Origin of the sequence: Streptomyces asiaticus (genome assembly GCF_018138715.1) — a bacterium.
GTDB classification, from domain to species: domain Bacteria; phylum Actinomycetota; class Actinomycetes; order Streptomycetales; family Streptomycetaceae; genus Streptomyces; species Streptomyces asiaticus.
On the sequence record NZ_JAGSHX010000004.1, the window covers coordinates 65,507 to 91,761 of the forward strand.

Annotated in this window: 22 protein-coding genes and 9 pseudogenes; 13 read left to right on the forward strand and 18 right to left on the reverse strand. The window is 69.1% G+C overall.

The features are described 5' to 3' along the window. Positions 1-18: 18 nt before the first annotated feature. A pseudogene (locus tag KHP12_RS07670) lies at positions 19-174 on the forward strand (LysR family transcriptional regulator); the annotation flags it as partial. Here KHP12_RS07670 and KHP12_RS07675 read toward each other — a convergent pair. Together KHP12_RS07675 and KHP12_RS07680 are read right to left on the reverse strand one after the other, a co-directional pair. After that, positions 126-533, reverse strand: coding sequence for a hypothetical protein (locus KHP12_RS07675; protein WP_211832144.1), 408 nt, complete (start codon positions 531-533; stop codon positions 126-128). The pseudogene KHP12_RS07670 and the gene KHP12_RS07675 overlap by 49 nt on opposite strands. Positions 534-820: 287 nt before the next feature. Then, positions 821-1,936, reverse strand: coding sequence for a saccharopine dehydrogenase NADP-binding domain-containing protein (locus KHP12_RS07680; RefSeq protein ID WP_211832084.1), 1,116 nt, complete (start codon positions 1,934-1,936; stop codon positions 821-823). Positions 1,937-2,026: 90 nt separating this feature from the next. Here KHP12_RS07680 and KHP12_RS07685 point away from each other — a divergent pair, with 90 nt between their 5' ends. Together KHP12_RS07685 and KHP12_RS07690 are read left to right on the forward strand one after the other, a co-directional pair. Then, complete coding sequence (locus KHP12_RS07685) at positions 2,027-2,629, forward strand: TetR/AcrR family transcriptional regulator (RefSeq protein WP_246643056.1); 603 nt, start codon at positions 2,027-2,029, stop codon at positions 2,627-2,629. Between the two features lie 280 nt (positions 2,630-2,909). After that, the gene (locus tag KHP12_RS07690; protein ID WP_143678153.1) at positions 2,910-3,527 is read left to right on the forward strand and encodes a DUF6000 family protein; all 618 of its coding nucleotides are present in this window, start codon (positions 2,910-2,912) and stop codon (positions 3,525-3,527) included. Between the two features lie 223 nt (positions 3,528-3,750). Here the strand turns inward: KHP12_RS07690 and KHP12_RS52835 are convergent, their stop codons facing one another. Together KHP12_RS52835 and KHP12_RS52840 are read right to left on the reverse strand one after the other, a co-directional pair. After that, positions 3,751-4,029 carry a hypothetical protein gene (locus KHP12_RS52835; protein ID WP_308036074.1) on the reverse strand — a complete coding sequence of 93 codons (279 nt, stop codon included), beginning with the start codon at positions 4,027-4,029 and terminating at the stop codon, positions 3,751-3,753. Continuing rightward, positions 4,011-4,361: a hypothetical protein gene (locus tag KHP12_RS52840; protein WP_308016604.1), complete on the reverse strand. Its 351-nt coding sequence runs from the start codon at positions 4,359-4,361 to the stop codon at positions 4,011-4,013. The genes KHP12_RS52835 and KHP12_RS52840 overlap by 19 nt, the downstream gene beginning before the upstream one ends. A gap of 195 nt (positions 4,362-4,556) precedes the next feature. Here KHP12_RS52840 and KHP12_RS52335 point away from each other — a divergent pair. Then, positions 4,557-4,775 (forward strand): annotated as a pseudogene (locus KHP12_RS52335) (DUF2520 domain-containing protein); the annotation flags it as partial. Positions 4,776-4,876: 101 nt separating this feature from the next. Here the strand turns inward: KHP12_RS52335 and KHP12_RS07705 are convergent. From KHP12_RS07705 to KHP12_RS07725, 5 genes are all read right to left on the reverse strand, one after another. Next, positions 4,877-6,616 carry a carboxylesterase/lipase family protein gene (locus KHP12_RS07705; RefSeq protein ID WP_211832088.1) on the reverse strand — a complete coding sequence of 580 codons (1,740 nt, stop codon included), beginning with the start codon at positions 6,614-6,616 and terminating at the stop codon, positions 4,877-4,879. Between the two features lie 13 nt (positions 6,617-6,629). Further along, positions 6,630-7,265, reverse strand: a complete 636-nt coding sequence (locus KHP12_RS07710; RefSeq protein ID WP_086886437.1) for a GOLPH3/VPS74 family protein — start codon at positions 7,263-7,265, stop codon at positions 6,630-6,632. Between the two features lie 456 nt (positions 7,266-7,721). Then, positions 7,722-8,381, reverse strand: coding sequence for a response regulator (locus tag KHP12_RS07715; RefSeq protein ID WP_211832091.1), 660 nt, complete (start codon positions 8,379-8,381; stop codon positions 7,722-7,724). Next, positions 8,381-9,478 (reverse strand): sensor histidine kinase, encoded by a 1,098-nt coding sequence (locus KHP12_RS07720; RefSeq protein WP_211832094.1) that lies wholly within the window; start codon positions 9,476-9,478, stop codon positions 8,381-8,383. The genes KHP12_RS07715 and KHP12_RS07720 overlap by 1 nt, the downstream gene beginning before the upstream one ends. A 374-nt stretch (positions 9,479-9,852) precedes the next feature. Continuing rightward, positions 9,853-10,248 (reverse strand): nuclear transport factor 2 family protein, encoded by a 396-nt coding sequence (locus KHP12_RS07725; RefSeq protein ID WP_143678268.1) that lies wholly within the window; start codon positions 10,246-10,248, stop codon positions 9,853-9,855. A gap of 278 nt (positions 10,249-10,526) precedes the next feature. Here KHP12_RS07725 and KHP12_RS53780 point away from each other — a divergent pair. Beyond that, positions 10,527-10,684, forward strand: a pseudogene (locus KHP12_RS53780) (IS982 family transposase); the annotation flags it as partial. Here KHP12_RS53780 and KHP12_RS07730 read toward each other — a convergent pair. Beyond that, positions 10,672-10,800, reverse strand: a pseudogene (locus tag KHP12_RS07730) (IS5/IS1182 family transposase); the annotation flags it as partial. The pseudogenes KHP12_RS53780 and KHP12_RS07730 sit on opposite strands and share 13 nt — an antisense overlap. 7 nt (positions 10,801-10,807) lie before the next feature. Here KHP12_RS07730 and KHP12_RS07735 point away from each other — a divergent pair. Then, positions 10,808-11,095, forward strand: a pseudogene (locus KHP12_RS07735) (hypothetical protein); the annotation flags it as partial. A 104-nt stretch (positions 11,096-11,199) separates the two neighbouring features. On the opposite strand, the pseudogene KHP12_RS07740 reads toward KHP12_RS07735, so the two are convergent. Beyond that, positions 11,200-12,107: pseudogene (locus tag KHP12_RS07740) on the reverse strand (LysR family transcriptional regulator). Between the two features lie 286 nt (positions 12,108-12,393). Here KHP12_RS07740 and KHP12_RS07745 point away from each other — a divergent pair. Then, entirely contained in the window at positions 12,394-13,200 is an 807-nt protein-coding gene (locus KHP12_RS07745; protein WP_086884115.1) for an SDR family NAD(P)-dependent oxidoreductase, read from the forward strand. 40 nt (positions 13,201-13,240) lie between these two features. Here KHP12_RS07745 and KHP12_RS07750 read toward each other — a convergent pair. From KHP12_RS07750 to KHP12_RS07765, 5 genes and pseudogenes are all read right to left on the reverse strand, one after another. Beyond that, positions 13,241-13,616, reverse strand: a pseudogene (locus KHP12_RS07750) (transposase); the annotation flags it as partial. A 74-nt stretch (positions 13,617-13,690) separates the two neighbouring features. Next, positions 13,691-14,329: a hypothetical protein gene (locus KHP12_RS50815; protein ID WP_246643058.1), complete on the reverse strand. Its 639-nt coding sequence runs from the start codon at positions 14,327-14,329 to the stop codon at positions 13,691-13,693. 168 nt (positions 14,330-14,497) lie between these two features. Continuing rightward, the gene (locus KHP12_RS50820) at positions 14,498-15,076 is read right to left on the reverse strand and encodes an IS701 family transposase (protein ID WP_244203142.1); all 579 of its coding nucleotides are present in this window, start codon (positions 15,074-15,076) and stop codon (positions 14,498-14,500) included. A gap of 414 nt (positions 15,077-15,490) precedes the next feature. After that, the gene (locus KHP12_RS07760; RefSeq protein ID WP_211832096.1) at positions 15,491-16,477 is read right to left on the reverse strand and encodes an NADPH:quinone reductase; all 987 of its coding nucleotides are present in this window, start codon (positions 16,475-16,477) and stop codon (positions 15,491-15,493) included. Positions 16,478-16,810: 333 nt separating this feature from the next. Beyond that, a complete protein-coding gene (locus KHP12_RS07765; protein ID WP_211832098.1) occupies positions 16,811-17,647 on the reverse strand; it encodes an enoyl-CoA hydratase/isomerase family protein in 837 nt (278 codons plus the stop codon). 107 nt (positions 17,648-17,754) lie between these two features. On the opposite strand from KHP12_RS07765, the gene KHP12_RS07770 reads away from it, so the two are divergent. Next, complete coding sequence (locus KHP12_RS07770; protein WP_086884119.1) at positions 17,755-18,147, forward strand: winged helix-turn-helix transcriptional regulator; 393 nt, start codon at positions 17,755-17,757, stop codon at positions 18,145-18,147. A gap of 33 nt (positions 18,148-18,180) precedes the next feature. Here the strand turns inward: KHP12_RS07770 and KHP12_RS07775 are convergent. Both KHP12_RS07775 and KHP12_RS07780 read right to left on the reverse strand, forming a co-directional pair. Continuing rightward, a pseudogene (locus KHP12_RS07775) lies at positions 18,181-18,426 on the reverse strand (transposase); the annotation flags it as partial. Beyond that, positions 18,426-19,142: an SDR family oxidoreductase gene (locus tag KHP12_RS07780; RefSeq protein WP_086884120.1), complete on the reverse strand. Its 717-nt coding sequence runs from the start codon at positions 19,140-19,142 to the stop codon at positions 18,426-18,428. The pseudogene KHP12_RS07775 and the gene KHP12_RS07780, both read right to left, overlap by 1 nt. A 153-nt stretch (positions 19,143-19,295) precedes the next feature. On the opposite strand from KHP12_RS07780, the gene KHP12_RS07785 reads away from it, so the two are divergent. The 5 genes and pseudogenes from KHP12_RS07785 to KHP12_RS53785 form a co-directional block, all read left to right on the forward strand. Beyond that, positions 19,296-19,673 (forward strand): MerR family transcriptional regulator, encoded by a 378-nt coding sequence (locus tag KHP12_RS07785; RefSeq protein ID WP_086884124.1) that lies wholly within the window; start codon positions 19,296-19,298, stop codon positions 19,671-19,673. Between the two features lie 363 nt (positions 19,674-20,036). Continuing rightward, the gene (locus KHP12_RS07790; protein ID WP_211832100.1) at positions 20,037-21,536 is read left to right on the forward strand and encodes an amidohydrolase family protein; all 1,500 of its coding nucleotides are present in this window, start codon (positions 20,037-20,039) and stop codon (positions 21,534-21,536) included. 1,040 nt (positions 21,537-22,576) lie between these two features. Further along, the gene (locus KHP12_RS07795; RefSeq protein WP_244203143.1) at positions 22,577-23,311 is read left to right on the forward strand and encodes an MIP/aquaporin family protein; all 735 of its coding nucleotides are present in this window, start codon (positions 22,577-22,579) and stop codon (positions 23,309-23,311) included. Positions 23,312-23,636: 325 nt separating this feature from the next. Next, positions 23,637-25,853: a catalase/peroxidase HPI gene (gene katG / locus KHP12_RS07800; protein WP_211832102.1), complete on the forward strand. Its 2,217-nt coding sequence runs from the start codon at positions 23,637-23,639 to the stop codon at positions 25,851-25,853. Between the two features lie 208 nt (positions 25,854-26,061). Then, a pseudogene (locus tag KHP12_RS53785) lies at positions 26,062-26,255 on the forward strand (IS701 family transposase); the annotation flags it as partial.

Consider the following 26,255-nt stretch of genomic DNA (forward strand, 5'->3'; position numbering starts at 1 on the left):
ACCCATTCCGCAGCGCCGATACCTCGTGGGTATCGTTGCAGAGTGGAGCTACGGACCTTGCGCTACTTCGTGGCGGTCGCCGAGGAACTCCACTTCGGCCGGGCCGCCACCCGACTGCACATGAGTCAGCCGCCGCTGAGCCGGGCGATCAAGCAGTTGGAGGCCGATGTCGGGGCCTTCTCGAGCATTACGTGCGTGTGGCCGGCCGCTTTCGCGCGCGCGATGGCCTGCGCCAGCGTCGGGCCCTGGGCGTTGAGTACGGCGATCCCCTCCAGGACGTAGCGGTGGCAGCTCCGGCCCGAGATGCCGTTGTCGGCGGCGAGTTGCGCGATGCGGGTGTTGTCCAGCAGCCGACGCAGCACGAGCACGGCCTGCTTGAACGGCCCCAGGCGCCGCGTTGCGCGCCGGGTTCCCCGTGCCCGCCGCTCGGCCTCCAGCAGCCGGGCGAGGTACAAGACGGTCTCGCGGCTGAAGTCGAGCACGGCTGTATAGGTGATACCGGTGGTCACGCGAAGCCTCTGGTTCTCGGACATGATCTTGGCAGACCTACGACGCACATCTCGCGAGGCAGGCGTGCTTGTCCGGCGCGCGCGGTCCCGATCGCCCGGGCGTCGCGTGCCGTGGGTCGATCCGGACAGCAGATACCCGGCGCCGTCGGCCGCGGCGTGGATCAGTACCCGCCGACGGATGTCACTTGGGCGGTGGTCAGCAGGCCCTGTCAGACCGCCAGACCCGCCGTCGCCAGGGCGTCTCGGCCCGGTCAAGGCCCGCGCACTCGCCGAGGCCCCGGCAGCCGCTGGGCGGCGGGTATCGGCGCTCTTCAGTCCAGTACGAAGGTGCCGCCTGCGGTCGTCGCAAGGTCGGTCCCGAGGGCGGCTGCCGGTGTCCAGGCCCCGGGCCTGCCGACACCGCGGGCCAGCAGTTCGGTGACGGTGGCGGTGACGTCGGCCGTGAAGTCCATGCCGTCGTCGGCGCGGAGCCATCCCTCGCGCCGGGTGCCGTCCGCCCACTCGACGACGGCGTGCCCCCAGGAGTGCTTGCGCGGACGGGGTGCGGCCTTCACCGGGGCCCGGCCCAGCCGGTCGACGGCGAGGCGCCGCAGCGCCGGAACGGACAGCAGGCGGCCGAGCAGCGGGAGCAGGGCACGGATCAGCGGAGCGGTCGGCACGAGAGCCGAAGTCGCGGTGACGAATGGTGCTCCACTCACCGCATGCGCCGCGAGGAGCTCGCCGGACGAGACACCTGCCGACTTCGCCGACTCACCGTCCGGGAAGATGAGCTGCTGCGGGTCCGCGCCGAGGCGCGACGTCATCAGCCGCCCGTTCTCGTACCGCCGTCCGCCGGCGGTGAGCGCGTCCACGATGCTGGCCGCAAGGGCGGCACCGAGCACGCCCGCCTCGACGGCCACCGAGGCCACGGCGTCGACCCGCACCCGGTGCGGCGTGGGCCGGCCTTCGCACAGCTTCGCTACCACCGCCTCCGTCGCCAGCACGCCGAATCCGGCGCCGGTGACCAGGGTGCTGCCCGCCCGCACCGCTTCGTCGTGCAGGGCGAGCAGCCGGTCCACGGCGACCACGTCGTTGGCCAGGTCGACGTAGTGGCCGCCGGGCATGCAGGCGCGGGCGATCACCGGTGCCGTGGCGGCGAAGGCGCCCATCGTGTTCACCACCACCCGCGGGCGCTCCCGGACGATCTCGTCCGCGATCCGCTCAGCAGAGTCGGCGACGATCACCTTCGCGTCCCCAGGCAGACCGGCTTCGGTCCCGGCGGCGAGCATCGGCTCCCGGCCGCGGCCGACCGGCACGACCGTCAGTCCCCGCTCGGTCAGTCGCGCGGTCACGCCTCGGCCGACACGGCCGGTGGCCCCGACTATCCATACCTCGTCGCTGGCCCTGCTCTTGCCAGCCGTTCCGTCGGTCTCGCTGGTCTCCGTCATGTGAACGTCACCCCTGCCTGCTCCGGGCCGCACCGGGGACGGGTGTCCCCCAGTGATGACACAGTGTGTCGTGGGCGTAGGCTAGCACTGATGACACAGTGGGACATCACCTGTTACTGTCGACCTATGGCGAGGTGGGATCCGGGTGCCGAAGAGCGCCTGAAGCGGGCGGCTCTGGAGCTTTACTTGGAGCGTGGCTACGACAATGTGACGGTCACCCATATCGCCGAGCGGGCCGGACTCACCCGGCGCTCCTACTTCCGCTACTTCCCGGACAAGCGCGAGGTCCTGTTCGCCGGCTCGGAACGCCTGCCCCCGGCACTTGCGGAGGCGGTCCTGGCGGCAGACCCGGACGCGGCTCCGCTCGCTGCTGTCCTCGACGCCCTGGCGCGAGTCGGTGCCCAACTCGTCGAGCAGGTGGACGGCGCGACGGAGCGTCGTGCGGTGATCGACGCCAGCCCAGAGTTGCAGGAGCGCGAACGAACCAAGGCGGTCGCGATCACCGAGGCGATCCGCGATGCCCTGAAGCAACGTCAGGTGAAGGCCGAGACAGCCGAATTGGTCGCGCAGCTCGCCACGGTGGTCTTCCAGAACGCCTTCCGGCACTGGATCGAGGGCAAAGGGCATGCGAGTTTCGGTAGCTGCCTGCACACAGTGACCGACGAACTGCGGGCCACCCTCGCCGGGACGTGAGAAGAATGTCCGCCCAGTGCCGTAACTGATCGCTTCAGGGCGAGACCGACGCCTTCACCTGTTCAACTTCTTGACCGCTGCCGCCGAACGCCTAAGCGCCAGAGCGGCCAACTGCCGCGCGCCAAGGGACAGCGGGGCGGGGAGAGCCCTGGAGCGGGTTGAACTGGGCCCCGTTCCACCCCCCGATGAAGAGGCCGTCTGCAGCCTTCTCCGACCTGGGAACCCACTGGACCGGCCCATCCACCGCAGCCAGGATGCGTCCATGCCCTTCCCTGAGCCGATGCCCGACCCGGGAACCGAGACCCTCCGCCGCTACGTGATGGCCACTCCGAGCCCCAAGACCGGCCGCTACTTGGACCTGCTCCACGGCAACTTCGTCAGGCTGCCCACCGAGGAACGCACACAGTTCCTCCAGACCCTCGGCCTCGACTCGCGGAGTGTCACTGACGCCGAACTCGCATTCATGCTCCAGCCCAATTGGCGCTCCCGTATAACCGCGGCATGGATGATCGGGCTGGACCGCCGCGAGCAGTTCCGCAAGCGCATTGGTGGCCTCCTGCTCGCCAGCGAACTCACTTACGCAGGCCAGGGCTACTGCATCGCACTCGCCCTGCTCGGCACCACCGAGGACGCGGTTTTGCTTACCACCTACCTGGACCGCTACCTCCGGCGGCCCGAGTGCCGATACGACCAGGAATGGGCGCTGGGCGCGCTCCTACACCTCGACGGAGCCCTCGGCACCACGCACGCCGCCGGGTTCCTGGAACCGGACGGGCTCTGGAGCCAATGGGTCAACGACCGAACCACGCCCCCTGAAAAGTTGAGGCAGTACATCGGTGAAATGTGCGCCCTCGCCGAGGAGTACGCGCAGCACGATGCCCCTCCCGGGCACCCCTGACCGAGGGCACTCGATCGGGCGAAACCGCCCGTCTTCTGAGGCGAAACTGTCCAGAAAAGGAACGCAGTCGCGATCACGTGGAGCTGGGGCGGGGCGCGGGAGAACAACGTCGGCAGCGATCGCGAAGGGGGCGCGGGCCGTGGGATGGAAAGTCCGCTGCCCTGGTGCCGTCACACACCAGGGCAGCGGGGCAGTGGGCCTTCGTGGCACGGCTGTGAGCTGGTCAGCCGATGGGGTTGACGAAGGTGCCGGGGTGGGTGGCGCTGCGCTGGTCGACGAGGGTGCCGGTCGCCCAGGGCCACTCGATCTTGAGGGCCCTGGTCTCGTCGGGCGGGGTGATCTCGACCCAGGCCGGCTGGTAGAAGCCCTCTTCCTCCCCTGTGAAGGCGAGATTGAGGATGAACTCGGTGCTCTGGCCGGCCGCCACCTCCACAGAGCTCCACTTCTGCGAGGAGCGGACCAGGGACCAGCGCTCGCCGCCGTTCACCGAGGACAGATCCACACCGGGGAAACCGCCGCGGCGCGGCAGCGCTCGACACCCGCGTGCGCCCTGCCGCCGCCTTCGGTGTCGGCCTGCCCGCCGCCCGGCTGATCCTGCGCGGCGCCCGCCTCCGCCCCCTCGGCCTTGGCGTCGGAGCCCTGCGCACCGCCGGAGGAACCCGAGGAGCCCCCGGACCCGGCCGGAGCCGTGTCGGCCTGACCCGCGGACTTCGTGTCGCCACCGTCCGAGCCGTTGCAGGCTGTCAGGGTCAGGGCGGCGGCCGCGGTCAGGACCGCGTCGGCGACGCGGAGGGTGCGACGGCGGGCGATGCGGACAGTGGTGTTGGAGCGCATGTCGGGTCCCCCACAGTGGTCCGTGTCGTGGTCTGCTCGGTACGACACCAACCCTGACCGGGGCCACTACCGCACCACTACCGCACCACCGCTGTCCCGCTAACATCCGGCTAACACGACTGTGACCAGGAAAAAGACGCCAAGGGCAGGCCCGTCCCCGCCATGGCGGCGAGTAGTGGCAGCCGTGCCATCGGCATGGACCGGAACCGGCCCGGCCACCTCGTGAGAGCCGACCAGGGCACCTGGAGTCAGTGGGAAGGACGCCACAACCGGCTGCGGGCAGCCCTGGACAACGCGCTGCGGCGGGGCATGGCCGGGGCCACGGGACCCGTGGAACGCGGTGATGTGGGGACTGTGCGGGAGCACCTCGCCGCACTCGGGAGATCGCTGCCCGAAGCGCTTGCCGCCTACCGCGAGATGTCCCTCGCAGGCGCGAGCATCGCGTGGGTGCGTGTGGTGTGGGTCTGTAGGCCGGCGGCTCAGCCGGTGGACCCACACGAGGGTTGTCTGCGTGGTCACCTGAGGGTGTTCCAGAAGGTGCAGCGATGGCGGGAGTGCGCGGTGTGGGTGGGGGCGATGTGGTCCGGTGCCAGGGAGAGCGGTGTCCGGCGGGGCCAGTGGGGTGATGAGGGGCTGTTGGGGTTGGCGGTGCGGGCGAAGCGGGTCCAGTAGTCGATCATGGTGTTGGCCAGCCGGTGCTGTGCCGGGGTCAGGTCGCGGGGGCGGCCGCCGAGGTCGAAGAGGTAGGGCAGTTCGGACGCGTGCGGTGCGCCGAGCGGGAACGGCGGCGCGCCCGGGGTGAGCGGTGGGGCGTGTTCGTCGGCGAACTCATAAGCCCAGACGGGCACATGGGCGGCAAGGAGGGTGTGAGTGAGCGTTGTGGGGCAGGCGAAGTCCGCGTCGCCGATGACGGCGCCGAAGACCGGGCCGCCATCGGTGGTGTGCACCGGGTATGCGCGGACGACCGCCTTCGCCTGCCGCGGGGCGGGGAAGAAGGCGGCCACGACGTCGGGCCAGGTGCCGGGGGTGATGGGATGGCCGGCCTGGATGATCCCGGCGGCCCAGCCGTTGCCCTCGTCGTGGTTGTTGCCGATGAGCACCGGCACACGGTGAAAGCGGCCGGCGGCGATCGCCGCCGCGGGGTCTCGGGGCAGCAATGGGGTGGTGTGGGCGGGGAGTTGGTCGGTGTCCTGGGCCGCGAGCAGGCGGTTCACGTCCACGCGCCGCAGGCAGGCCAGGACGTCGCGGGCGGAGCCGCAGCCAGCCTTTGCCGCAAGGTCCGCGCCCGCGGCGCGCGCCGTGGACAGCGGGATGGAGGACGGGGCGAAGGGCCGGTCGGGGCGGCCCGTGCACGGGCCGCTTTGGATGATCGCCTTCTCGAAGAGGCCCGCGGCGGCGGGTGAGGCGAGCTGGGCGCAGACGCTGTAGCCGCCGGCGGACTCGCCGGCCAGTGTCACGTTGTGCGCATCGCCGCCGAAAGCGCCGATCTCGGCGCGGACCCAGCGCAGTGCCGCCTGCTGGTCGGCCAGGCCGAAGGTGCCGGAGCCGGGCAGACCGGCGTGGGCGAGGAAGCCGAGGGCGCCGAGGCGGTAGTTGACGGTGACGACCACGACGTCGCCGCGGGTGGCCATGCGGTGGGTGTCGTAGGAGTTGCCCGTTCCGGTGGTGAAGCCGCCGCCGTGCAGCCACACGATCACCGGCCGGGGGTGCGCCGGCCGGGAGTGTTCCGGCCGGGGGCGTTCCGGCCCTGGGTTTTCCGGCCGTGCGCTGTCGGGTGTGGTGACGTTCAGGTGGAGACAGTCCTCGTCGGTGCTGCCGCCGGGGACCTCGCCGGGCGGCTGTGGGCAGGCACTCGCGGGCCCGGTCGCGTCCCGTATCCCGTGCCAGGGGGCTGGAGGGTGGGGCGGTGCCCAGCGCAGCCTGCCGGTCGGGGGTGCCGCGTAGGGGATGTTCTCGAAGGTGCGGTAGCCGTGGTGGGCGGTGCCCCGCACCGGGCCATTGTGGGTGCGTACGGTCGTGGGAGCAGGGGGTGGGACGGGCTTTGCGGGGGGCGGGGCGGGCTTTGTAGATGGTGCTGCGGGCCGGGCCGTCGTCGGTGGTGGTGGTGTGGGCCGGGCCGTCGTCGGTGGTGGTGTGGGCCGGGCCGACGAGGCCGTCGTCGGTGGCGCTGCGGACCCGGGCGCGGACCAGGCCGTCGCGAGTACGGCGGTCAGGGCGCAGCCCAGGGTGGTCAGGGTGCGGTGCATGCTCCTCATCTCCCTCTTCCGGTCAGCTGCCGCCCATGCCGCCCTGCGCGGCGATCATCGTCATCGGCAGAGCGCGTACGGCTTTCCCCAGGCCGGGCGCGAGGGCGGCCAGACGCCCGGTGCAGGCGTCGATACGGGCACGGTGGGTCTTGTGGTCCTGCCGGGAGACGACCGAGCGGATGCCGCCGGCCGCGGCCAGCGCCAGCAGCACGGCGTCGGCGGCGGGGATCTCGCGCGCGGGGCCGTCCCCGTGCAGCGCCGCGGACACCCGGGCGCGGAGTGCGGCGGGCACGCCGGGGTCGGCCACGGTCAGGCGCCGGGTGCCGAAACGGGTACGGGGTTCGTCCACGGTGAGGACTCCCGCCGCGGCGAGCTGGTCCTCCACCTGGGTCAGAGTCTGCCTGCGGTGACGGCGCATGAGATGCTTCCAGCCGCCGCCGGCAGCGTCGCGCAGAACGCCGTCCAGGACGGGGACGCCGGTGGGCTCGGTGCCGGACACGCTGACCGTGTTGTCGTTCTCCCCCAGCCGGCCGCGCAGCGCGAGGTCGGCCAGAGCGGCGGTGCGGACCAGCAGCTCGGTCCGGGAACGGTCATACGGGCCCTCGGCTGCGGCGTCGTGGGCGAGCAGATACATGAGGCAGGCCAAGTCATCGATCACACCTCGACGCTATGACCGGGCACCCCGGCCCCGGATCGGCCGCAGGATGGGACTGGCAGTAGGAGCACAGGAGGGCCCTGGCCCGGACTCCTCCTCAAGGAGGAGACGGCGGCGGTGTTGTCACCGGGCGGCGCGGGCGCATCAGGGCCGTAGGCGAACGAGGACCGCGGGCGCATCAGGGCCGTGGGTGTACGAGGCCGCCGTCAGCCGCAGGGGGCCCGGGCGTATGACGCCGTTGTCAGTCGCAGGGGCCTCGGGCGTATGAGGCCGTTGTCAGTCGCAGGGGGCTCGGGCGTATGACGCCGCAGGCGTAGGGGTGGCGTCGGTGCACAAGGCAGGGTCGTAGGCCGCCGTCGCAGCCAGGGGCGGCCCGGGTGTACGAGGCCGTGGGCGTGAACGGACGTCGTCAGGGGCAGCGCGGGCGTAGCAGACCGTGGTCGTGAACAGCCACCGTCGTCAGGGGCGGCGCGGGCGGACGAGGCCGTGGTCGTAGGCGGCCACGACGGCCTGAACACGGTCACGCAGGCCCAGTTTGCGCAGGATCGCGGTGAGGTGGTTCTTGACGGTGGCCTCGGACAGGCGCAGCCGCTGGGCGATCTCGGCATTGGACAGTGCCTGTCCGATCAGCGTGAGCACTTCCCGTTCGCGGGCGGAGAGGCCGGCAAGGGAGGGAGGCGGCGCCGGGTCGGGTGTGGTGCGCAGGAAGCGGTCCAGGACACGGCTGAGCACGGCCGGGGCCAGCAGGGCATCGCCGCGTGCGGTGAGGCGGATGGCGTCGACGAGTTCGGCAGGACGGATGTCTTTGAGCAGGAAGCCACTCGCTCCGGCCCGCAGGGCCGCGACGACGTGGGCATCCACGTCCCAGGTAGTCAGTACCAGCACCCTCGCCCGGCTGCCGGACAAGGCGATCTGCCGGGTGGCCTCGATACCATCCAGACCGGGCATGCGGACATCCATCAGCACCACGTCGGGGACCAGTTCCCGCGTCAGCCGCACCGCTTCCTGACCGTCAACGGCCTCACCGGCCACCTCGAGGTCCTCCCGCGCGTCGATGATCATGCGGAATCCGGTACGGACCAGAGCCTGGTCGTCGGCCACCACCACGCGCAGCGTCATCAGACCTCCTCCACCGGCAGCCGCGCCGCCACCTCGAACCCGCCCGCGGGCAGCGGGGCGGCATGCAGACTGCCGCCCACCAGCCGGACACGTTCCCTCATGCCCACCAGACCGCGTCCGGCTCCCGCCGTGGCCGGACTGCCATGCGGCGAACCACACTGCGGCACAGGCCCGTTGTCAGTCACAGTGATCATCACATACTGCGCCTCTGCCGTGATGCGCACACTCACCTCATCGGCACCGGGCGCGTGACGCAAAGTGTTGGTGAGAGCCTCCTGCACGATCCGGTAAGCCGCCAAGTCCACCGCGGCCGGCAGCGTACCGGTGACGCCGGTGCGGTGGAGGCGTACCGTCATCCCGGTCGCGCGTACGGTGTCGGCCAGTTCGTCAAGGCGGGCGAGCCAGGGGCCCGGCCCCCGCTGCTCCCCCGCACCGTCCTCCCCCGGCCCGTCCTCCCCCGCGTCGGGCCGGAACACGCGCAGCAGCAGGCGCAGTTCGCCCAGGGCGGAGCGGGCGGATGTCTCGATGGCGCGCAGTGCCTGCCGTGCCTGTTCGGGCCGCTGGGTGAACACATCATCCGCGGCGCCCGCCTGGATGACCATCACCGACAGGGTGTGTGCCACGACGTCGTGCACCTCGCGGGCGATCCGGGCACGTTCCTCCACCACAGCCCGGCGCATCTCCGCCCTGATGCGTGCCTGCTGAGCCCCGCGCCACTGGCCCGCGGTCCACGCCAGGACCACCGTCAGCAGATAAACCGCCAAACCCGCCAGGCCGCCGGCCGCAAACGCCACCGACGCCGGCAGACACATCACCACCAACGCCCGCACCGAGACCCGGCGCGGCCTGGTCGCCGACAACACACACAAGGTGACCTGCGCCGCAAGCAGCGCCCCGGTCAACGTCACCACCGGCAGCAACGCCCACACAGCGAGCCCTGTGGCCGCGTTCACGGCCAGGACGGTGACCGGGGCGCGTGTCTGCCACCGCAGGGCGCAGACCTGCGCCAGGACCAGAGCGGCGGCCGCAGCCGCGGGGAGTTGCCGGCCGTGCTCGGTGCCGGCGACGAGGACTGAAACACCCAGAACAGCCAGCACCACACCAGCCGAACCCCACCACAACGCCCGAACCGTACGAGACGACAACCCACCCCGCGCTTGTCCGGCACGCACGCCAGGGCCACCCTCAGGATATGCGCAGTCGGGATCCACAACCCGACCCTACCCAGCAACACCGACCAGGCCGTTCACGAAACCACCGCCTGACCGTCTGACCGGTCTGCACGACGGCCACCGGGCCGTCCAGCCGTGACCGACGACCAGTGACGGTGGGCGGCTAGATGAGTGATTCCTACTTGGTCGTGGACGATGAGAGACCGTGTGCGAGCTGCGCTGATAATCGTGTTTGTGCCAGGGTGACGGCGACTATAGCCAGTAGGCATACCCCCGGCCCTTGACCAGGCGCAGGGCGCTCAGCCGGTGATGATCTGAGCGAGGGCCGCGTGGTTGTGGTAATCGCGGGACTCGACGATCTGGCCGTCGCGAACGCGCATCACGATCACGTTGGCCGTGGTGAGCTGCTTGTCGGTGCCGGGCACGCGCGTCTCGTAGTCCCATTCGGCCACGATGACCTCGGGGTCGGCCGTCTCGTAGATGGTCACGTTCTTCGCGGTCATCTCGAACCACTCCCGCAGTCCGTCCAGAAGCCGCCGCAGGCCCTCCTGACCGCGGGTCACGGTCGGCTCCGGCACCGCGAACGGGTGCTCCAGCACGACGTCCGGCGCGTAGAGCCGCCAGAGATTGTCGAAGTCGCGGTTGACCATGCCGGCCAGCAGCTTCTCGAACACCGCGCGCGGGCTGTCACTCAATGGCCCTACCCCTTGAAAAGTAATCGGAGCATTCCTCCGTTTCACTTATACGGAGCGACGTTCCGATTGTCAATGAGGACGTTGCGGCCAGACTCGCTGCCGCAAAGGGGCACTGTGGGTGATCCTGTTGGTTGTTCTTGAGGCGCTTTGCGTCGGTCACCTGGCAAAACGGCTCTCCAGCCCAGTGGTTCCCCCATACTGACGGTGCGTCCGGGAACGCAGACAAGGCGCCCGAGATCGTTCCGTGACAAGCGACCAGGGACACCCCGCTCACAGCACTGCATGTGAAGATCGACGATGAGATCGGAGATACCCGATGGCTGAGCCGCCCGCCGCGGTTGACGGACTCCGAGCTCGTCAGCTCGTCTGCCTTGTCGTGACCCAGGCGATGCCGGGCTTCGCGTCGGAGTCCAGGTGGCTGCGGTTAGTCCGCTCCACGACCCATTGGTGCCGGCCCAGACGCGGGGACGACTCGATGGCCTTGCGGGCGAGGCGGTGCCGGATGCCACGGTAAGCAAGCCATCGTCGAAGGTGCCGGTAGTCGTAGCCCTGGGAGTGGCTGCCGGCCGGCCAGGCGTGGCAGCAGACAAGGCCGACCGTGCTTGCCTCGCCGAACCCGTCCAGGGAGGCGGGCGGGCATCCGGCCGCGCTGCTGGAGGGCACCTACCGGGAGGTCGTCGCCCGGGTCCCGGACAACGCGCAGATCGCCTTCGACGACGACGGCCGCCTGCACTTCGCGGTCCCGGAGCCGGAACCCGAACCGGCCTCCCTGCTGGAGTTGCGGGCCGCAGTGAACGCGATGCCACCGAGGGTGGACCTGCCCGAGGAGCTGCTGGAGGTGTTCTCCTGAACCGGCGCCGAACAGGCGTTCCTTCCAGCTCCCCGACCCGCCTGGCGGCCTACGGCCCCTCCGGGACAAGCACGCGGCCGACGACCAGTGAGGCCCATGGCTCAAAGGGCGGTATGCGGGGCGAGGAGGCTGGTGCCGCACCAGTTCTGCTGATGGAGGTGGTCGAGCACGGCTGCCTCCGCCGAACCTGGGTGGCGGCGTGTACCGACGATGACGGGTTCGGTCAGGGAAGGCAGGAACGGGCGGGCTAGCTGTTCGAAGCTTTCGGGCACGGCCGATGCCGGAACCACGGTGACGCCCAAGCCCTGGGCTGCCAGTCGCACGGCGGTGGAGATCTGTGACGCTCGGGCCACCGTGGGCGGGCTGATGCCCGCGTCGGCGAGCAGGCGCGCGAGGTATTCGTCGAGCAGGCTGGCGCGACGGAAGCGCACCCATCCCTGTGTCGCGAGGTCTGCCATGCGCAGGGCCCTGTCACTGGCCAGGAGCGGGTGTCCCTCGGGCAGGACGGCGACGTAGGTCTCCTCGCCCAGGGGGTGGATGTCGAATGTGCAGCCGGTGGGGATGCGGTGGACGAGGACCATGTCGAGCGTTCCCTGGCGGGCCAGCCGTTCCATATCCGCTGGATCGGGCTCCTCGTGGAGAATGACCTGGAGTTTCGGGTGGCGGTGGCGGAGCCGGCCCAGTGCCAGAGGGAGCTGTCGTGCTCCCAGGCCCATGTGGACGGCGATGATGAGTTCACCGGCCAGTTCCCCGGAGGCGGCACGGGCAGCCAGGACGGCTCTGCGGGACGCGGTGGTCGCGATCTCTGCCTCGGCGAGGAAGGCGCGTCCGGCCATGGTCACTGTGACCCCGCCCGACGTCCGAGTGAACAGCTGCACACCGAGGTGCTTTCCAGAGCGCCGATCTGCTGCGACAAGGACGGCTGCGTGACGCGCAGACGCTCAGCAGCCGCGGCCATGGAGCCTTCTTCGGCCACAGCCAGAGCGTATTCGCATTGCCGCAGGTTCATCCGTTTCCACCCCCCAGTGGCATAGGCAATGCCAATCTCAAGTATGCGCTGACACTATTTGTCTCTATGTCTCGCGGATCGTACCGTGGTGCATGTCCGGTGGATCGCCGCCGCCGAAAGCGGTGGCCATCAGGGCGGGAGCCGGTACGGGCGTGCCTGTGAGGGGCCCGTGGCGGCGAGGCCGCCCGGCGGGTTCTGTTCGACAACGCATCGCCCCGATCCCGGGCAGTTGCCCCGGAGGCCCGCGTCACCCGGACGCTCACCAACATGGACGGGAGTGGCAATCATGGCAAATCAGACAGGTGTTGGCCGCGGCGACGGGGTATCGCCGAAGAACGCCGATTCGAGACTGGCGGGAAAGGTCGCGCTCGTGACGGGTGCTTCCAAGGGCATCGGGGCGGGCATCGCGCGGGAATTCGCCGCGGCCGGAGCGTCGGTCGTGGTCAACTACGCCTCCAGTGCCGCCGGCGCCGAGCGGGTGGTGCAGGACATCCAGGCGCGAGGGGGGACCGCGATCGCCGTGCAGGGCGACGTGTCGGTGCCTGCGGATGTTGAGCGCCTCTTCGCCAGGGCCGTAGAGGCGTACGGCCGGTTCGACATCCTCGTCAACAATGCCGGTGTCTATCACGCACAGCCGCTGGAGACCGTCACGCAGCAGGAGATCGACCGTCAGCTTTCCGTCAACGTGACCGGACCGATCCGTACGATCCAGGAAGCCCTTAAGTACTTCGGGTCCGACGGCGGGTCGGTCATCAACATCGGATCGCTGGACAGCGCCCGCGCGGTGCCGGGGATGTCGGTGTACGCCGCGACGAAGGGCGCCGTCGATGCCTTGACGCGAGTCCTGGCCGCCGAGCTCGGCCCTCGCGGAATCCGAGTGAACACCCTGGCCCCTGGCGGTGTGGAGACGGAAGGTATCCACGCGGCCGGCTTCATCGGCAGTGACGCCGAGACGGACATGATCGGGCGCACCCCCCTGGGCCGCATCGGCCAGCCCGAGGATCTGGCGCGGGCGGCGGTCTTCTTCGCCTCCGACGACGCCGCATGGGTCACCGGAGAGCGCCTCACCGCCTCTGGCGGCCTGCGAAGCTGACACACCCTGACAACGCCGGAGTCGGCAGACCCGCTCCGCGGGATGGGCGGGATGCCGTCAGCTGCCCCCCTTTGAGCGCCCGGACACTGACGGAGTCGATCGCGCACCGCGACCAGTCCAGCTCGCCCCGGGAAGCGAGTTCGTCCAGGACCAGGCGGTGGAGCTTGGGCCACACCCGGGCCTCGGTCCACTCGGTGAACCGACGGAAAGCGGTCACGCCCGACAGGCCGAAGCCTGGTGGCGGTTGGTTCCAGGTGCAGCCCGAGGTCGCCACGAAGATGATGGCGGCCAGCACCTCGCGGTCCCCGCCGACGATGCCCTCCACCCTGCGGACGAACCGGCGCCGGGGGCACCACCCGCTGGAACAACGTCCACAGGTCTTCCGGCGCCATCCGCTCGACAAACGCGGCAGTCATCACTCCAGACTGCCGCAAGATCACGCCAACTGAAGCGGCGTCTACCGGTAGTTCGTTAAATCCGGCGGTAGAGGTCAATGCCGTGTCCGGTGGTGACCGCGTCGATCAGGGCCTGGAGCTCGGAGGGTGGGTCGGTGTCCGTCCAGGCTCGCCACCATCGGGTGAGGGTGGTGGCGGGGGTGAGCCAGGAACGGATGGCTCGTAAGGCCCTGGGCCAACAAGGCTGTTGGGGCTGGTGGGACGGGGCCGGTCCCCCTCTCTGGCCCCTTGTCGGGGCACGGGTCCGGCCCGGTGGTATCCAGGGGCCCTGGTGGGGCGAACCACTGGTCCCAGCAGAAGGAGAAGGCGCAGTTGACCAGAATCTGGTGGCGGCGGATGGCGCGGTCGGAGCGGACTTGGAAGTCGGCCCAGCCGAGTTCGTCCTTGACCTGCTTGTAGCTCTGCTCGATCCAGGGCCGCAGGCCGTAGAGGCGGACGATCTCGGTGAGGCCGGCCGGCGGGTGCGGGCCGGTGGCGGCGTGGGGTGCGTCGGGGTGGGGTGCGTCGGGGTGGGGCAGTTTGGTGGCCAGGTACCAGGTGGCCTTCTCCGGGAGGCCGGCTGGGTCGGTGGTGGCCACGACCAGCCGGCAGGGTGAGTCGGGTCCGTATCCGCCCAGGCGGGCATCGGCGGCCCACCAGGTCTCGGTGTGCCCGTCACGGAAGTGACGCTCCACGGGCGTCCAGTCGCCTGGACGCCTGGCATCGCGCCAGGTCAGGGCGTGGGCCGCTTCGATGGGAGTGTGCGGCTGGTCTGCCGGGGCCCAGGTGCCGCGGTGCGGCTAGGGCGCGACCACGTAGGCCAGGCCGGCCTGGCGCAGTGCGAGGTACCAGGTGTCGCTGACTTAAGTAGGCGCAGTCGGCGACCACCGCGCGGCAGTCGAAGCCCGCCTCCTTCCCGCGGGCCGCGAGGTGGGCGGCCGGCTGCGGTTTGGTGCGGAAGGCCGGGTCGGAGCGGCCGCGGGCGAAGTGGTGGGCGGGGTGTAGGGAGTGGCGTGCAGCGGGTAGTACACACGGCCGTCGGTCCACACCGTGGTCACCGTGACGATGCCGTTGTCCGTCTTGCCCAGCCGGCCCAGCCACTGCCTGCCGACATGTGCGGTGGCTGTGCCGTCCTTGCGGTCCCCGGAGTCGTCGATCACGATGACCCCGCCGTCGTGCGGAGCCGTCGCCGACTGCTCGCGCAGCAGTTCAAGCCGCCGGTCGTTGACCTGCTCGACCTCCCAGGGCGACTCGGACAGGAAGAACTGCAGCCGCTGCACCGCCGGCATCCCCGCACCGGCCACCGGCTCCGCCCGGGCCAGACAGGTGATCGTCTTGTTCCGCTCCCGTGGCGCCAGCAGTCCGGTCAGGTACTCGCGAAACCCTCGCCGCTGGGCCAGGCTGAAGAAGAGGTCGTCGAACCGGGCCGCGTAGTCCTCCAACGGCCCCGGCGCAGGCGGACACGGACGGCGAGCGGTCATCTTCAGCCCCCAGCAAGGCAATTGACTCCTACCACCGGCCTACGACCAACCCGACCAGCCGTCAACCCACACCACCACCGGATTTAACGAACTACCGGTAGAAGTCATCTCATTCTGCTGGGTGCGCTGCTGGCCGTGGTGGTGATTGTTGAGCGGCTGGTGCCGGACGAGCGGTGGGAGCTGTTTCGAAGGCCCGGTGTGGGCCAAGCTCCACCGCCTGGTCCTCGACGAACTCGCCTCCCGCGGCGACCTCCTGGACTGTCCACCTGCTCCTCGGCCCGCTCGATGGATGCGGCAAGCCGCGGCTACGAGTTCGTTCTGAACCCTGGAGGCAGGAAGTTATGGCTCATTCTCGTGCTGTTCGCAATGGACTGATCAACGCAGGTCGAGTACAGCCTTCCCGATGATGCCGTTCTCGACGGCCTCGTGTGCGGCCGCGACGTCGTCAAGACTGAAGGAGTGCACTGGCAGTGGCGTGAGGGCGCCCTCGCGCAGGGCTGCGGTGATCTCGGCGGCGGCACGCAGCAGCGCATCCCGCGGTTCGGTGAGGAACAGCGCGAACCGCAGCACCAGGTTGGACCACATGAGCCGGAAGACCGGCAGGGTCGGGTCGTCGGGCTGTGCTGCGTAGGTCACGATGGTTGCTCCCGGGCCGGTGACGGCCAGGTCCAATTCGAGGTTGTCGGTCAGCGAGACCTCGATGATCCGGTCGACGGGCCCGACTCCGTCGAGGATCTGCTGGGCGGCGTCGGCGTCGCGGTAGTTCACGACGAGGTCTGCACCCGCGGCCTTGGCCAACGCGGCCTTTTCCGGCCCGCTGACCGTCGTCACGATCCGTGCGCCCGCGATCCGGCCGAGTTCGATCGCGTAGTGCCCGACGGCGCCCGCACCTGCCGCGACGAGTACGGTGCGGTCGCGGGGCGAGCCGTCGGCGTGCAGGCACCAGTGCGCGGTCATCGCCGGGATGCCGAGGCACGCGCCGAGCTCGTCGGAGATCCCGTCCGGCAGCGCAACGGCCTGCTCGGACGGCACTACGGTCCACTCCGCTGCGGTCCCCCACGGATGGCCTGCGCCGGCCATCCAGATCCACACGCGTTCACCGACCCGGCTCGGGTCGACGCCTGCGCCGACCGAGTCGATCGTGCCTGTGCCGTCCTGGTGCGGGATGCGGCCGGTGTGCTCGCCGACGCGCTGGAAGTCCTGCGGGGTGGAGTTCATTCGTATGAACATGTCGCCCGGGTTGATCGCAGAGAGTGCGACGCGGACGCGGACCTGGCCGGGGCCGGGTTCGGGGTGCTCGACGTCGAGCACCCGCAGCACGCTCTTCGCGGGACCGGGCGTGTCGTAGAAGGCTGCCCTCATTGCTTCGTCTCTCCTCTTGGTTGTGGCGCGGTCCACGGCACTGGCCAGGGACCGCGCATGTCACCACGGCGGGGGCCAGTACCGCGTCGTGGTCTGATTTCCTTGGCCGCGAGATCGCCGCCTCGCGAGCGGTCAGCTGAGACGGATCGAACGTGCCGCGGACCATCGGCAGGTCCGATCGCGTTCGTCCCACGTTGTGGCCGACGGCTGGGTCTTTGGGCCGTTTGTACGTCGGCGAGTTGTTCGCCGAGGCGTGGGTCACATGGCCGGCCGCGGGCTCACTGGGCCGCGCGGGGGCGGCACCGGTCGATCCAGCAGGCCGTGACTCTCGCTCTACAGGCCGGCAGCGAGGCTTCGCATGACCGACTCCAGGTCGCGCTCGCCCGCCGGAGTCTGCGCACCGCGCTCCAGCGCCCCCGTCATGAGTCGTGCCGGCAGATCCCCGCTCACCAGCTCGGCCCATGCGTCGTTTTCCGCTCGCAGGCCGTCGGTCAGGTCCGCCGGAGGCACCAACTGCTTGGCGGCGGCGATGAGCTCCGGGGAGAGCGCGGCGATCTTCTCCGCCACCCCGTCGACGAACGCGTCCAGCTCGGCCGCGGGCACCGCACGGTTGATCCACCCGTAGGCGGCCGCGGTGTCCGCATCCACCAGGTCACCGGTGAGCAGCAGTTCCAGCGCCCGGTTGCGCCCGACCCGCTCGCGCAGGTACTGCGTGCCTCCGCCACCCGGCACGATGCCCATCAACACCTCGCTCTGGCCGATGCCCGCGGTTTCCCGCGCGGCGAAGGTCATGTCGGCCGCCGCGATGAACTCGGCGCCTCCGGCTCGCGCCTTGCCCGCCAGTTTGACGATCGTCACCTGCGGCTGGTGACGCAGCAGCTCGCCGACCCCCTGGAAGAGGTTGGTGTTCGGGTTGCGGTCCGCGATCTCCTGCAGCTCGTCCATCTCCTCGAGGATGTGGATGTCGACGTGTGCGACGAAGAACTCGGGGTTGGCGCTGGAGAACACGATGACGCGGACCGAACGGTCGTCCCGCAGTTTCGCGAGCACGTCGTGCAGTTCGCGGATCAGGGTTCCGCTGAGCACGTTGACAGGGGGATTGTCCAGGTTGATCCGCGCGACTCCGCCATCGATGGCGACGCGGAGTGTCGTGTACTGGTCCAGGTTCATGAGTCTTCCAAGGTTTGCGGTGAGCTAGTAGGTTTGCAACGGATACCAACCCTGGTCTCTGCGCCGTGAACGGTCAATAACGCACTTTTCGACAACCAAGGATCTTGATGGATACCAGCCCCACGCCCCTGCCGCCCCACGTCACTCCGCGATTCAGTGCCGAGTGCCCGAGCCGGCCCATCCTCGATCAGATCTCCGACAAGTGGTCGATGATGGTCATGGCGGTCCTGGAGCAACCGACGCGGTTCAACGAGATCAAGCGACAGTTGGAGGGCGTCACACAGCGGGTACTGACCCAGACACTGCGGAGACTCGAACGCAACGGCATGATCCAGCGCCGGGTGCTCGAAACCTCCCCGCTCGGCGTGGAGTACTCCCTCACACCACTCGGCGAATCGTTCCGCGGCCCTTTCACACGCCTGCACGAATGGACGATCGAGCACAGCGACGAGGTCCTGTCGGCGCAGCACGCATACGACGCGCGGTCATCGGGACGGTAGCCGACCTACCAACTCCTCGACTAAGACCGGGTCCTATGTGGTGAGGCGGACGAGCCTGTTGTAGCAGCACAGGGTGGCGGCGAGCCCGAGAAAGGCCAGGTAGTTGCGGGGATTGCGTTCGTAGCGGGGGCTGAGTCGGCGGTATCCGGACAGCCACGACATGGTGCGCTCGATGACCCACCGGCGTCGCCCTAAGCGTTCGCTGGACTCGATGCCTTTGCGGGCGATGCGTACTCCGATGCGTTTCCATCGGAGCCATCTGCGCAGATCAGCCCGGTCTAGCCGATCAGTTCGTTGAGCACGGCGTTGGGTTCGCTGGTGAGTGCGGCCTTGACGGCTCGGCTCCAGTCGTCGACGAGGACTTCGATCTGGTCGTTCTCGATTCCGTCGAGAGTGGAGCGTGCGACGTCGGTGGGGTCGATCTTGAATCCGTCGTACCCGGCGCTGAAATCGGTGTCGACCGATCCCAGATGCACGCCCTGGACCAGGACACCCGCGGGGGCGAGCTCCAGACGCAGGCTGTTGGTCAGACTCCACGCGGCGGCCTTGCCCGCGGAGTAGCCGCCGGAGCCGGGGTAGGAGAACCATGCCAGGGCGGACAGGATGTTGGTCATCGCGCCCTGGCGCGCACGTAGTGCGGGGGCGAACGCGCGGGCCATGGAAAGGGTCCCGAACACGCTTGTCTCGATCTCGCGCCTGATGGTGTCGACGTCGGCCTCCAGGAGAGGCTGGTAGGCGATGATCCCGGCGTTGTTGATCAGCACCGACACGTCTTCGGCCTGGCGTGCTGCCGCCTCGACCATGTCGATGTCGGTGATGTCCAGGCGCACGAGCTCGACCCGTGGGTCCTCGCGCATCTCCACGTCGACGGCATCCGGGTTGCGGATGCCGGCGTAGACCTTGCGCACGTCACGAGCGAGGAGCTCGACGACGAACCGGCGGCCGATGCCTCGGTTTGCGCCCGTGACCAGGGCGGTCTGTCCCGCAAGCTTCATTTGCGCCTCCTTGCCCGGCCCCGTCCGCTGGTGCACCGGGGTGCGGGCAGATGGGTGAGTGGGGGTCTCCGTTTTTCGGAGCCGTCGCCTACGCTAGAACCTGACAGTGATGTCAGGTACAAGCCCGCCAAGGCGGCCGTGACGGGAGACATGATGCGGATCGGGGAACTGGCAGATCGGGCCGGCGTCAGCGTGCGTTCGCTGCGCTATTACGAGCAGCAAGGGCTGCTGGACTCAAACCGCACCGCGGGCGGACAGCGAACCTACGAAGAGGGCGCAGTCGAGCGCGTTCAGCTGATCCAGCAGCTCTTCGCCGCGGGACTCCCCAGCCACACGATCGTCGATCTGCTGCCGTGCGTGTCCACGGGAATGGTCACCAGCAGCATGTTCGACAAGATCCGGCACGAGCGTGAGGCCATTGAGCAGCGCATCACCGAACTGACCGCGGCACGCGACAAACTCGACGGCGTTCTCGAGCACGTTCTCAGCGTCGGTATCTACGAGGAGCCGTCACCGCAGGCCGCCGGGTAACGACCATGTCCTCACCGAAGCCCGGGCACTCAGGGCTCGGGGCTCGGGGCTCCAGGTCTCGCCCCCGGCTCGCCTCAATGGAAACCCGGGTTCCAGTGGAAAGGTACTCCCAGCTCACTTCATGGCGCATCACGGCTCGATGGCGTGACGATCGGCGTCACCGGCCGGCGAATCGTCCGGTCCGGACAGCGTCACGTCATCACGTCATCACGTCATCACGCCGTCGGCCGCGCCGACGAGCGACAGTTGCACCTGACGCCAGTGTCAGCTTTTACGATCACCTGTGTTCATCCGGACGAACGATGGAGACATGTGATGGCAGCAAGGCCTACCAGGCGTCGGGTTCTTGGCGTCGGTATGGGAATGAGCGCCGGCCTCGTGGCCGGGGCCATGAGCGCACCAGCGGTCCACGCCGCAGGCCGCACAATGAACCCGAACTCGGCCTCGGCAGTTGCGATTACGGGAACCACGGTGATCGACACGTCAGGGGGGAGGCCGCTGTCCAACGCCACGGTGCTGGTGCGTGGCGACCGGATCGCCGCTGTCGGCACCACGCGTGAGGTTCACGTGCCCGCGGACGCGGAAGTTGTCGACGGGCGCGGGAAGTTCGTCGTGCCCGGCTTCATCGACTCCCATGTGCACGGCAGTGGGCAGGAAGAGATCGACCCGCCGCTGTTTCTCGCCAACGGTGTCACCACCGTCCGTGACATGAATGGTCAGGCGCTGCTGTACGAGTGGCGTGACCGGGTCGAAGCCGGAACACTCTTCGGCCCCCGTTCCGTCGTCGCCAGCGGCATCGTGGACGGCGATCAATCGCTGCTCGCGGGTGGGGGTTCGCCATACGTCGAAGTCGCGAACGCCAGGGAGGCCAGGGCGGCGGTGCGTGAGGCGGTGGCCGACGGGGCTGACTTCATCAAGGTCTACGTCAGGCTCACACCGGAGGCCTACCACGCGATCGCCGACGAGTGCCGCAAACTGGGCGTCTCGTTCGTCGGCCACACCCCTGACGCGATCCCACTGGTCGAGGCGAGTGCGGCCGGGCAGCGCAGCTTCGAGCACATCTACACAAGCTGGTTCGACACGTCGAGCGCGGAGGTGGAAATTCGCCGCCGCCTGGCAGAGATCAACGTCGGCAGCGGCGATTACAACGGTTGGTTCAACCAGACCCACCCGCTGGAGGTGTTGGCTGCGCGCACACTTGACCCGGCCCGGGCGCGCCAGGTGTTCGGCAGGCTCGCCGCCGACCGCTCGCACCAGGTACCCACGCTGACGCAGCATCGCGTGTTCGATCTGCCCGAGTCGGTGGCGCTGCACGACGATCGGCTGCGCTACCTGCCCGCGGCGACCCTCGACGGCTGGCAGGCCCAGCTCGAACAGCTCTATCTGGCAGGGCGTACCGCGAAGGATGTGGTCGAACACCGGGAACTGTTCCGGGCCCGCCTACGCTGGATCGGCGCCGCTCACCTCGCCGGGGTGCCGGTCCTGGCCGGTACCGACACCGGAACTGCCTACGTCTACCCCGGGTTCAGTCTGCACGACGAACTGGAAAACCTGGTCGAAGCGGGTTTCACTCCGATGCAGGCACTGCAGGCGGCCACCAGCGCGCCCGCCGGGTTCCTGGGACTGCGAGAAGTGGGTGTCGTAAGGCGGGACGCGATCGCCGACCTCGTGGTCCTGGATGCCGACCCCCTCGCCGACATCCGCAACACCAAACGCGTGCACGCGGTGGTGGTGCGGGGCACGCTGATCAGCGCCGATCGCCGGGAGCGCATGCTCAGCGACGTCGAGGCAGCCGCGGCCGGCGGGACGCTGCCCGTACGGCTGGCCGGCTGCGCCTGCGCGCCCGGCATCAAGGCCGCCTGATCCGAAATTCCCCCTCGGCGACGAGCCGCTGACTCGGATCCGCCGCGCATGGGGACGCCGACCGTGTGTCCGCACGCACTGGCCGTCAGCGACGCATCTCACCTGGGTTCGATGGAGTACGAGGCGCCGTCGAACGTCCATCCGTCGGTGCCTACGCCGATGCTCCGGCGGATGGTGGGCGCCTGCGACCTGACCCGCGAGATCAGCCGACACCCGGGCAACCTGCCGGCCGGTCGGCGAAGTACGACAGTGTGCTTCGCTCCTTCGTCGACGAGATCCAGGCCGAAGTGAATCCGCGTCTCCTGCGGCTGGGCATGCATAGAGGTGGCGGGCGGCCGTGCCGGTCATGGGCAGCCTCCATTGGAGTCGATCTTGCTGGCTTCTGGGGGGGGACGCCGACCCGCGGAGGCTGGTTCCTCGAAGGACTGGGTCTGTCTTCAGGCGATCAACGCGTCGCGAGCCCCGCAAGATCCGGAAGATTCGCCCTGATGGCCGGTCAGCTGTCGGCCGACGCGGGTTTCCTTGGCCGGCTGGGGGTAGCGCCTTTTCGGGCGAGGCGTCTGGTCATGAGGGTGATGGCGGCCCAAGCACGGTTTCTCGCGTACGAGACGTCTCGGTGTCGGCAGCGACGGCGCCGTGAATGGCGGGCAACGTCCAGGGCCTGTGAGGCGCGCGGCTGAGGCCGAACTCCGCTTGGCGTGTGACTCCCACGAGACTCGTTCACGAGCTGGACAATCTCATGGACGGGCTGCGAAACAGCCCCAGTGCCGGTGCCCCAGGGGGTCTGGGCGCGGGACCCGTCGTAACCGGCGCAACCGCCGAAGGGAGCTGATGCGGTTCCTCGTCGATTGCTGGGCCTCTTGTGACGTGATCCGTTGCCGGCCTTCCGCCCGGCGGGAAACGATGTCAGCGTTTCGTAAGAGCTCGACCGATGAGAGATCTGCCAATCCCCCCTAGGGTGTTGGTCGGAACCGCTGGTTCAGCGTTGCGGGCCGCCACAAGTCCTTTTGTGTCGTCTGTGAGCTGCGGAACCGGAACCCATGACCACTGAACCCTCGAAAGGGATAGCTTTGCGTAAACCGTTAGCTGAATTCATCGGCGCGTTATTCCTGGTTTTCACCATCACCGCGACAGTACTGTCCAAAGCGGCCCTCGCGCCCTTGGCGATTGGCGCGTCCCTCATGGTGATGGTGTACGCCGGAGGCCATGTCTCGGGTGCTCACTTCAACCCGGCTGTCACGCTCGGCGTCTTCGTGAGAGGCCGCATCAAGGGGGGTGAGGCCATGGCTTACGTGGTGGCACAGGTGGCGGGCGGACTAGTGGGAGGACTGATCGGTCGCTGGGTCGTCGATCCGGATGAGGTGACAGCCGTCTCCCTGTCGGGGCGTCAGATCGGAGCAGCGCTCGCAGCGGAAGCACTTTTGACCTTCATGCTGGCCTACGTGGTTCTCAATGTCGCCACCAGCAGCGACCACCCGCAGAATTCCTTCTACGGCCTGGCCATCGGTTTTACCGTCCTCGCAGGTGCGGTGGCAGTGGGGGGCATATCAGGAGGGGTCTTCAACCCGGCTGTTGCCGTGGGCGGTTCTGTGGCCGGATTGTTCTCCTGGTCGTCGCTGTGGGTATATCTCATAGCTCAAGGTGTCGGCGGTACACTCGCGGGCTTCGTTTTTCTCGCGCTGAACCCTGATGAGCGCGAGACGCCACGGGCAGAGCCGGACACGGCGGTGCGTGACGTCGACGCGCCGGGCACAGGAGCCCCCGCTCGGACCTGACTTCTCACCACCTCCGAGCGGAGATCGCTCCGCTGGTGCCCTCGAGGCCCCCACGTGCCCGGGGCGCGTGGGGGGGAACGGAACGGCGAAGACCGACAGGGGACAGTACTGGTCCCCGCCAGCCGCTTCTACCAGCGAGCACCGGTTTCCACGGCACGCTCGTGAAGAACAGTCCTCCGCCTGCGTCACCGGACGATGTTCGACGGCCATCTGAGCAACGAAGCGCGGGGCGAGGTCACCTGCCGGGCTCTGTTCTGCCCGTTTCTCGTCATGCGTGAGCAAGTACCCGACCCATCTCTTTGGTCCACTCTCCAGAAGGATTGCCATGTCCGAGAACCACGATGCCATCGTGACCGACGCGAAGCCCGAGGAGTCGGGCGGCTGCCCGGTCGCCCACGGTCGCGCCGCGCACCCCACCCAGGGTGGCGGCAACCGTCAGTGGTGGCCGGAACGGCTCAACCTGAAGATCCTCGCCAAGGACCCCGTGGTCGCCAACCCGCTCGGTGCGGAGTTCGACTACGCGCAGGCGTTCGCCGGCCTCGACCTGGCGGCCGTGAAACAGGACATCGCCGAGGTGCTGACCACCTCGCAGGACTGGTGGCCCGCGGACTTCGGCAACTACGGCCCGCTGATGATCCGTATGGCCTGGCACAGCGCCGGCACCTACCGCATCAGCGACGGCCGCGGCGGTGGCGGCCGTGGTCAGCAGCGCTTCGCCCCTCTGAACAGCTGGCCGGACAACGGCAACCTCGACAAGGCCCGCCGGCTGCTGTGGCCGGTCAAGAAGAAGTACGGCCAGTCCATCTCCTGGGCCGACCTCCTCATCCTCACCGGAAACGTCGCCCTGGAGACGATGGGCTTCGAGACGTTCGGCTTCGGCGGCGGCCGCGCCGACGTCTGGGAGGCCGACGAGGACGTGTACTGGGGTCCCGAGACCACCTGGCTCGACGATCAGCGCTACACCGGCGACCGTGAGCTGGAGAACCCGCTCGGCGCCGTCCAGATGGGTCTGATCTACGTCAACCCCGAGGGCCCGAACGGCAACCCGGACCCGATCGCCGCGGCCCGCGACATCCGCGAGACGTTCCGTCGCATGGCGATGAACGACGAGGAGACCGTCGCCCTGATCGCCGGTGGTCACACCTTCGGCAAGACCCACGGCGCCGGCCCCGCCGATGCCGTCGGCAACGACCCCGAGGCCGCCTCGATGGAGCAGCAGGGCCTGGGCTGGAAGTCGACCTATGGCACCGGCAAGGGCGGTGACGCGATCACCAGTGGTCTGGAGGTCACCTGGACCACCAAGCCCACCCAGTGGAGCAACGACTTCTTCGACATCCTCTTCGGCTACGAGTGGGAGCTGACCCGGTCCCCGGCCGGCGCCAACCAGTGGGTGGCCAAGGACGCGCAGGAGATCATCCCCGACGCGCACGACCCGTCGAAGAAGCGTCTGCCCACGATGCTCACGACGGACCTCTCGCTGCGCTTCGACCCGATCTACGGCCCGATCTCGAAGCGCTTCCACGAGAACCCGGCCGAGTTCGCGGACGCCTTCGCCCGCGCCTGGTACAAGCTCACCCACCGTGACCTGGGCCCGAAGTCCCTGTACCTCGGCCCGGAGGTCCCGGAGGAGACCCTGCTGTGGCAGGACCCGCTGCCCGAGGTCCAGGGCGAGGCCATCGACGCCGAGGACGTCGCGGTCCTCAAGACCAAGCTCCTCGAGTCCGGCTTGTCCGTCGCGCAACTGGTGTCCACCGCGTGGGCTTCGGCGTCCACCTTCCGCGGCAGCGACAAGCGCGGCGGAGCGAACGGCGCCCGTATCCGCCTTCAGCCGCAGCGCGGCTGGGAGGTCAACGACCCGGACGAGCTCGCCCAGGTCCTGCGCACCCTGGAGAACATCCAGGGCGAGTTCAACTCCGGCGCCAAGAAGGTCTCCCTGGCCGACCTGATCGTCCTCGGTGGCTCCGCCGCCGTGGAGAAGGCCGCCAAGGACGCCGGTGTCGACGTCGAGGTGGCCTTCACCCCGGGCCGTGTCGACGCGGGCGACGAGCACACCGACGCCGAGTCGTTCGCCGCGCTGGAGCCGACGTACGACGGGTTCCGCAACTACGTCGGCAAGGGCAACCGCCTGCCCGCCGAGTACCTGCTCCTCGACCGGGCCAACCTGCTCACCCTGAGCGCGCCCGAGATGACCGTCCTGGTCGGTGGTCTGCGCGTCCTCGGAGCGGGCCATCAGCAGTCCCGGCTCGGTGCCTTCACGCGCACGCCCGGCACGCTGACCAACGACTTCTTCGTCAACCTGCTCGACCTGGGCACTACATGGACATCGACGTCCGAGGACGAGACCACGTTCGAGGGCCGCGACGCCGCCACGGGCGAGGTCAAGTGGACCGGCACCCGCGCCGACCTCGTCTTCGGCTCCAACTCCGAGCTGCGCGCCCTCGCGGAGGTCTACGCGAGCGACGACGCCAAGGAGAAGTTCGTCCATGACTTCGCGGCCGCCTGGGTCAAGGTCATGAACCTCGACCGGTTCGACCTGGCCTGACCGGACGCTGTCCGGGGCGGCCGGTGCGTCACCGGCCGCCCCGGACAGGCCGTCGAGCGCATCGAGGTTCAGCAGGGTTTCGTTCGGATGGCGAGTCAGGGCCTCGGTCAAGACCTCATTCGTCGCGCAAGTGGCGCGCTGAGGAGCCTAGCGGTGGTTTGTTGACATCGGGTCGGGACCGCAGTAGAAGGACGAGGAGGGGTGTGTGATGACCGCTCGTCGTCCGTGTCCGCCGGCTCCGGGACCGCTGGAGCAGTACGCCGTCGGCTTCGATGATCTGTTTGACTCCCTGGCTCAGCGTCGGGGTTTTCGTCAGTACCTCACGGGTTGCTGGCGCCGCGCGAACGGAACAAAACGCTGACATGCCTGGCCGGGGCCGAGCCGGTAGCGGGAGCCCAGCAC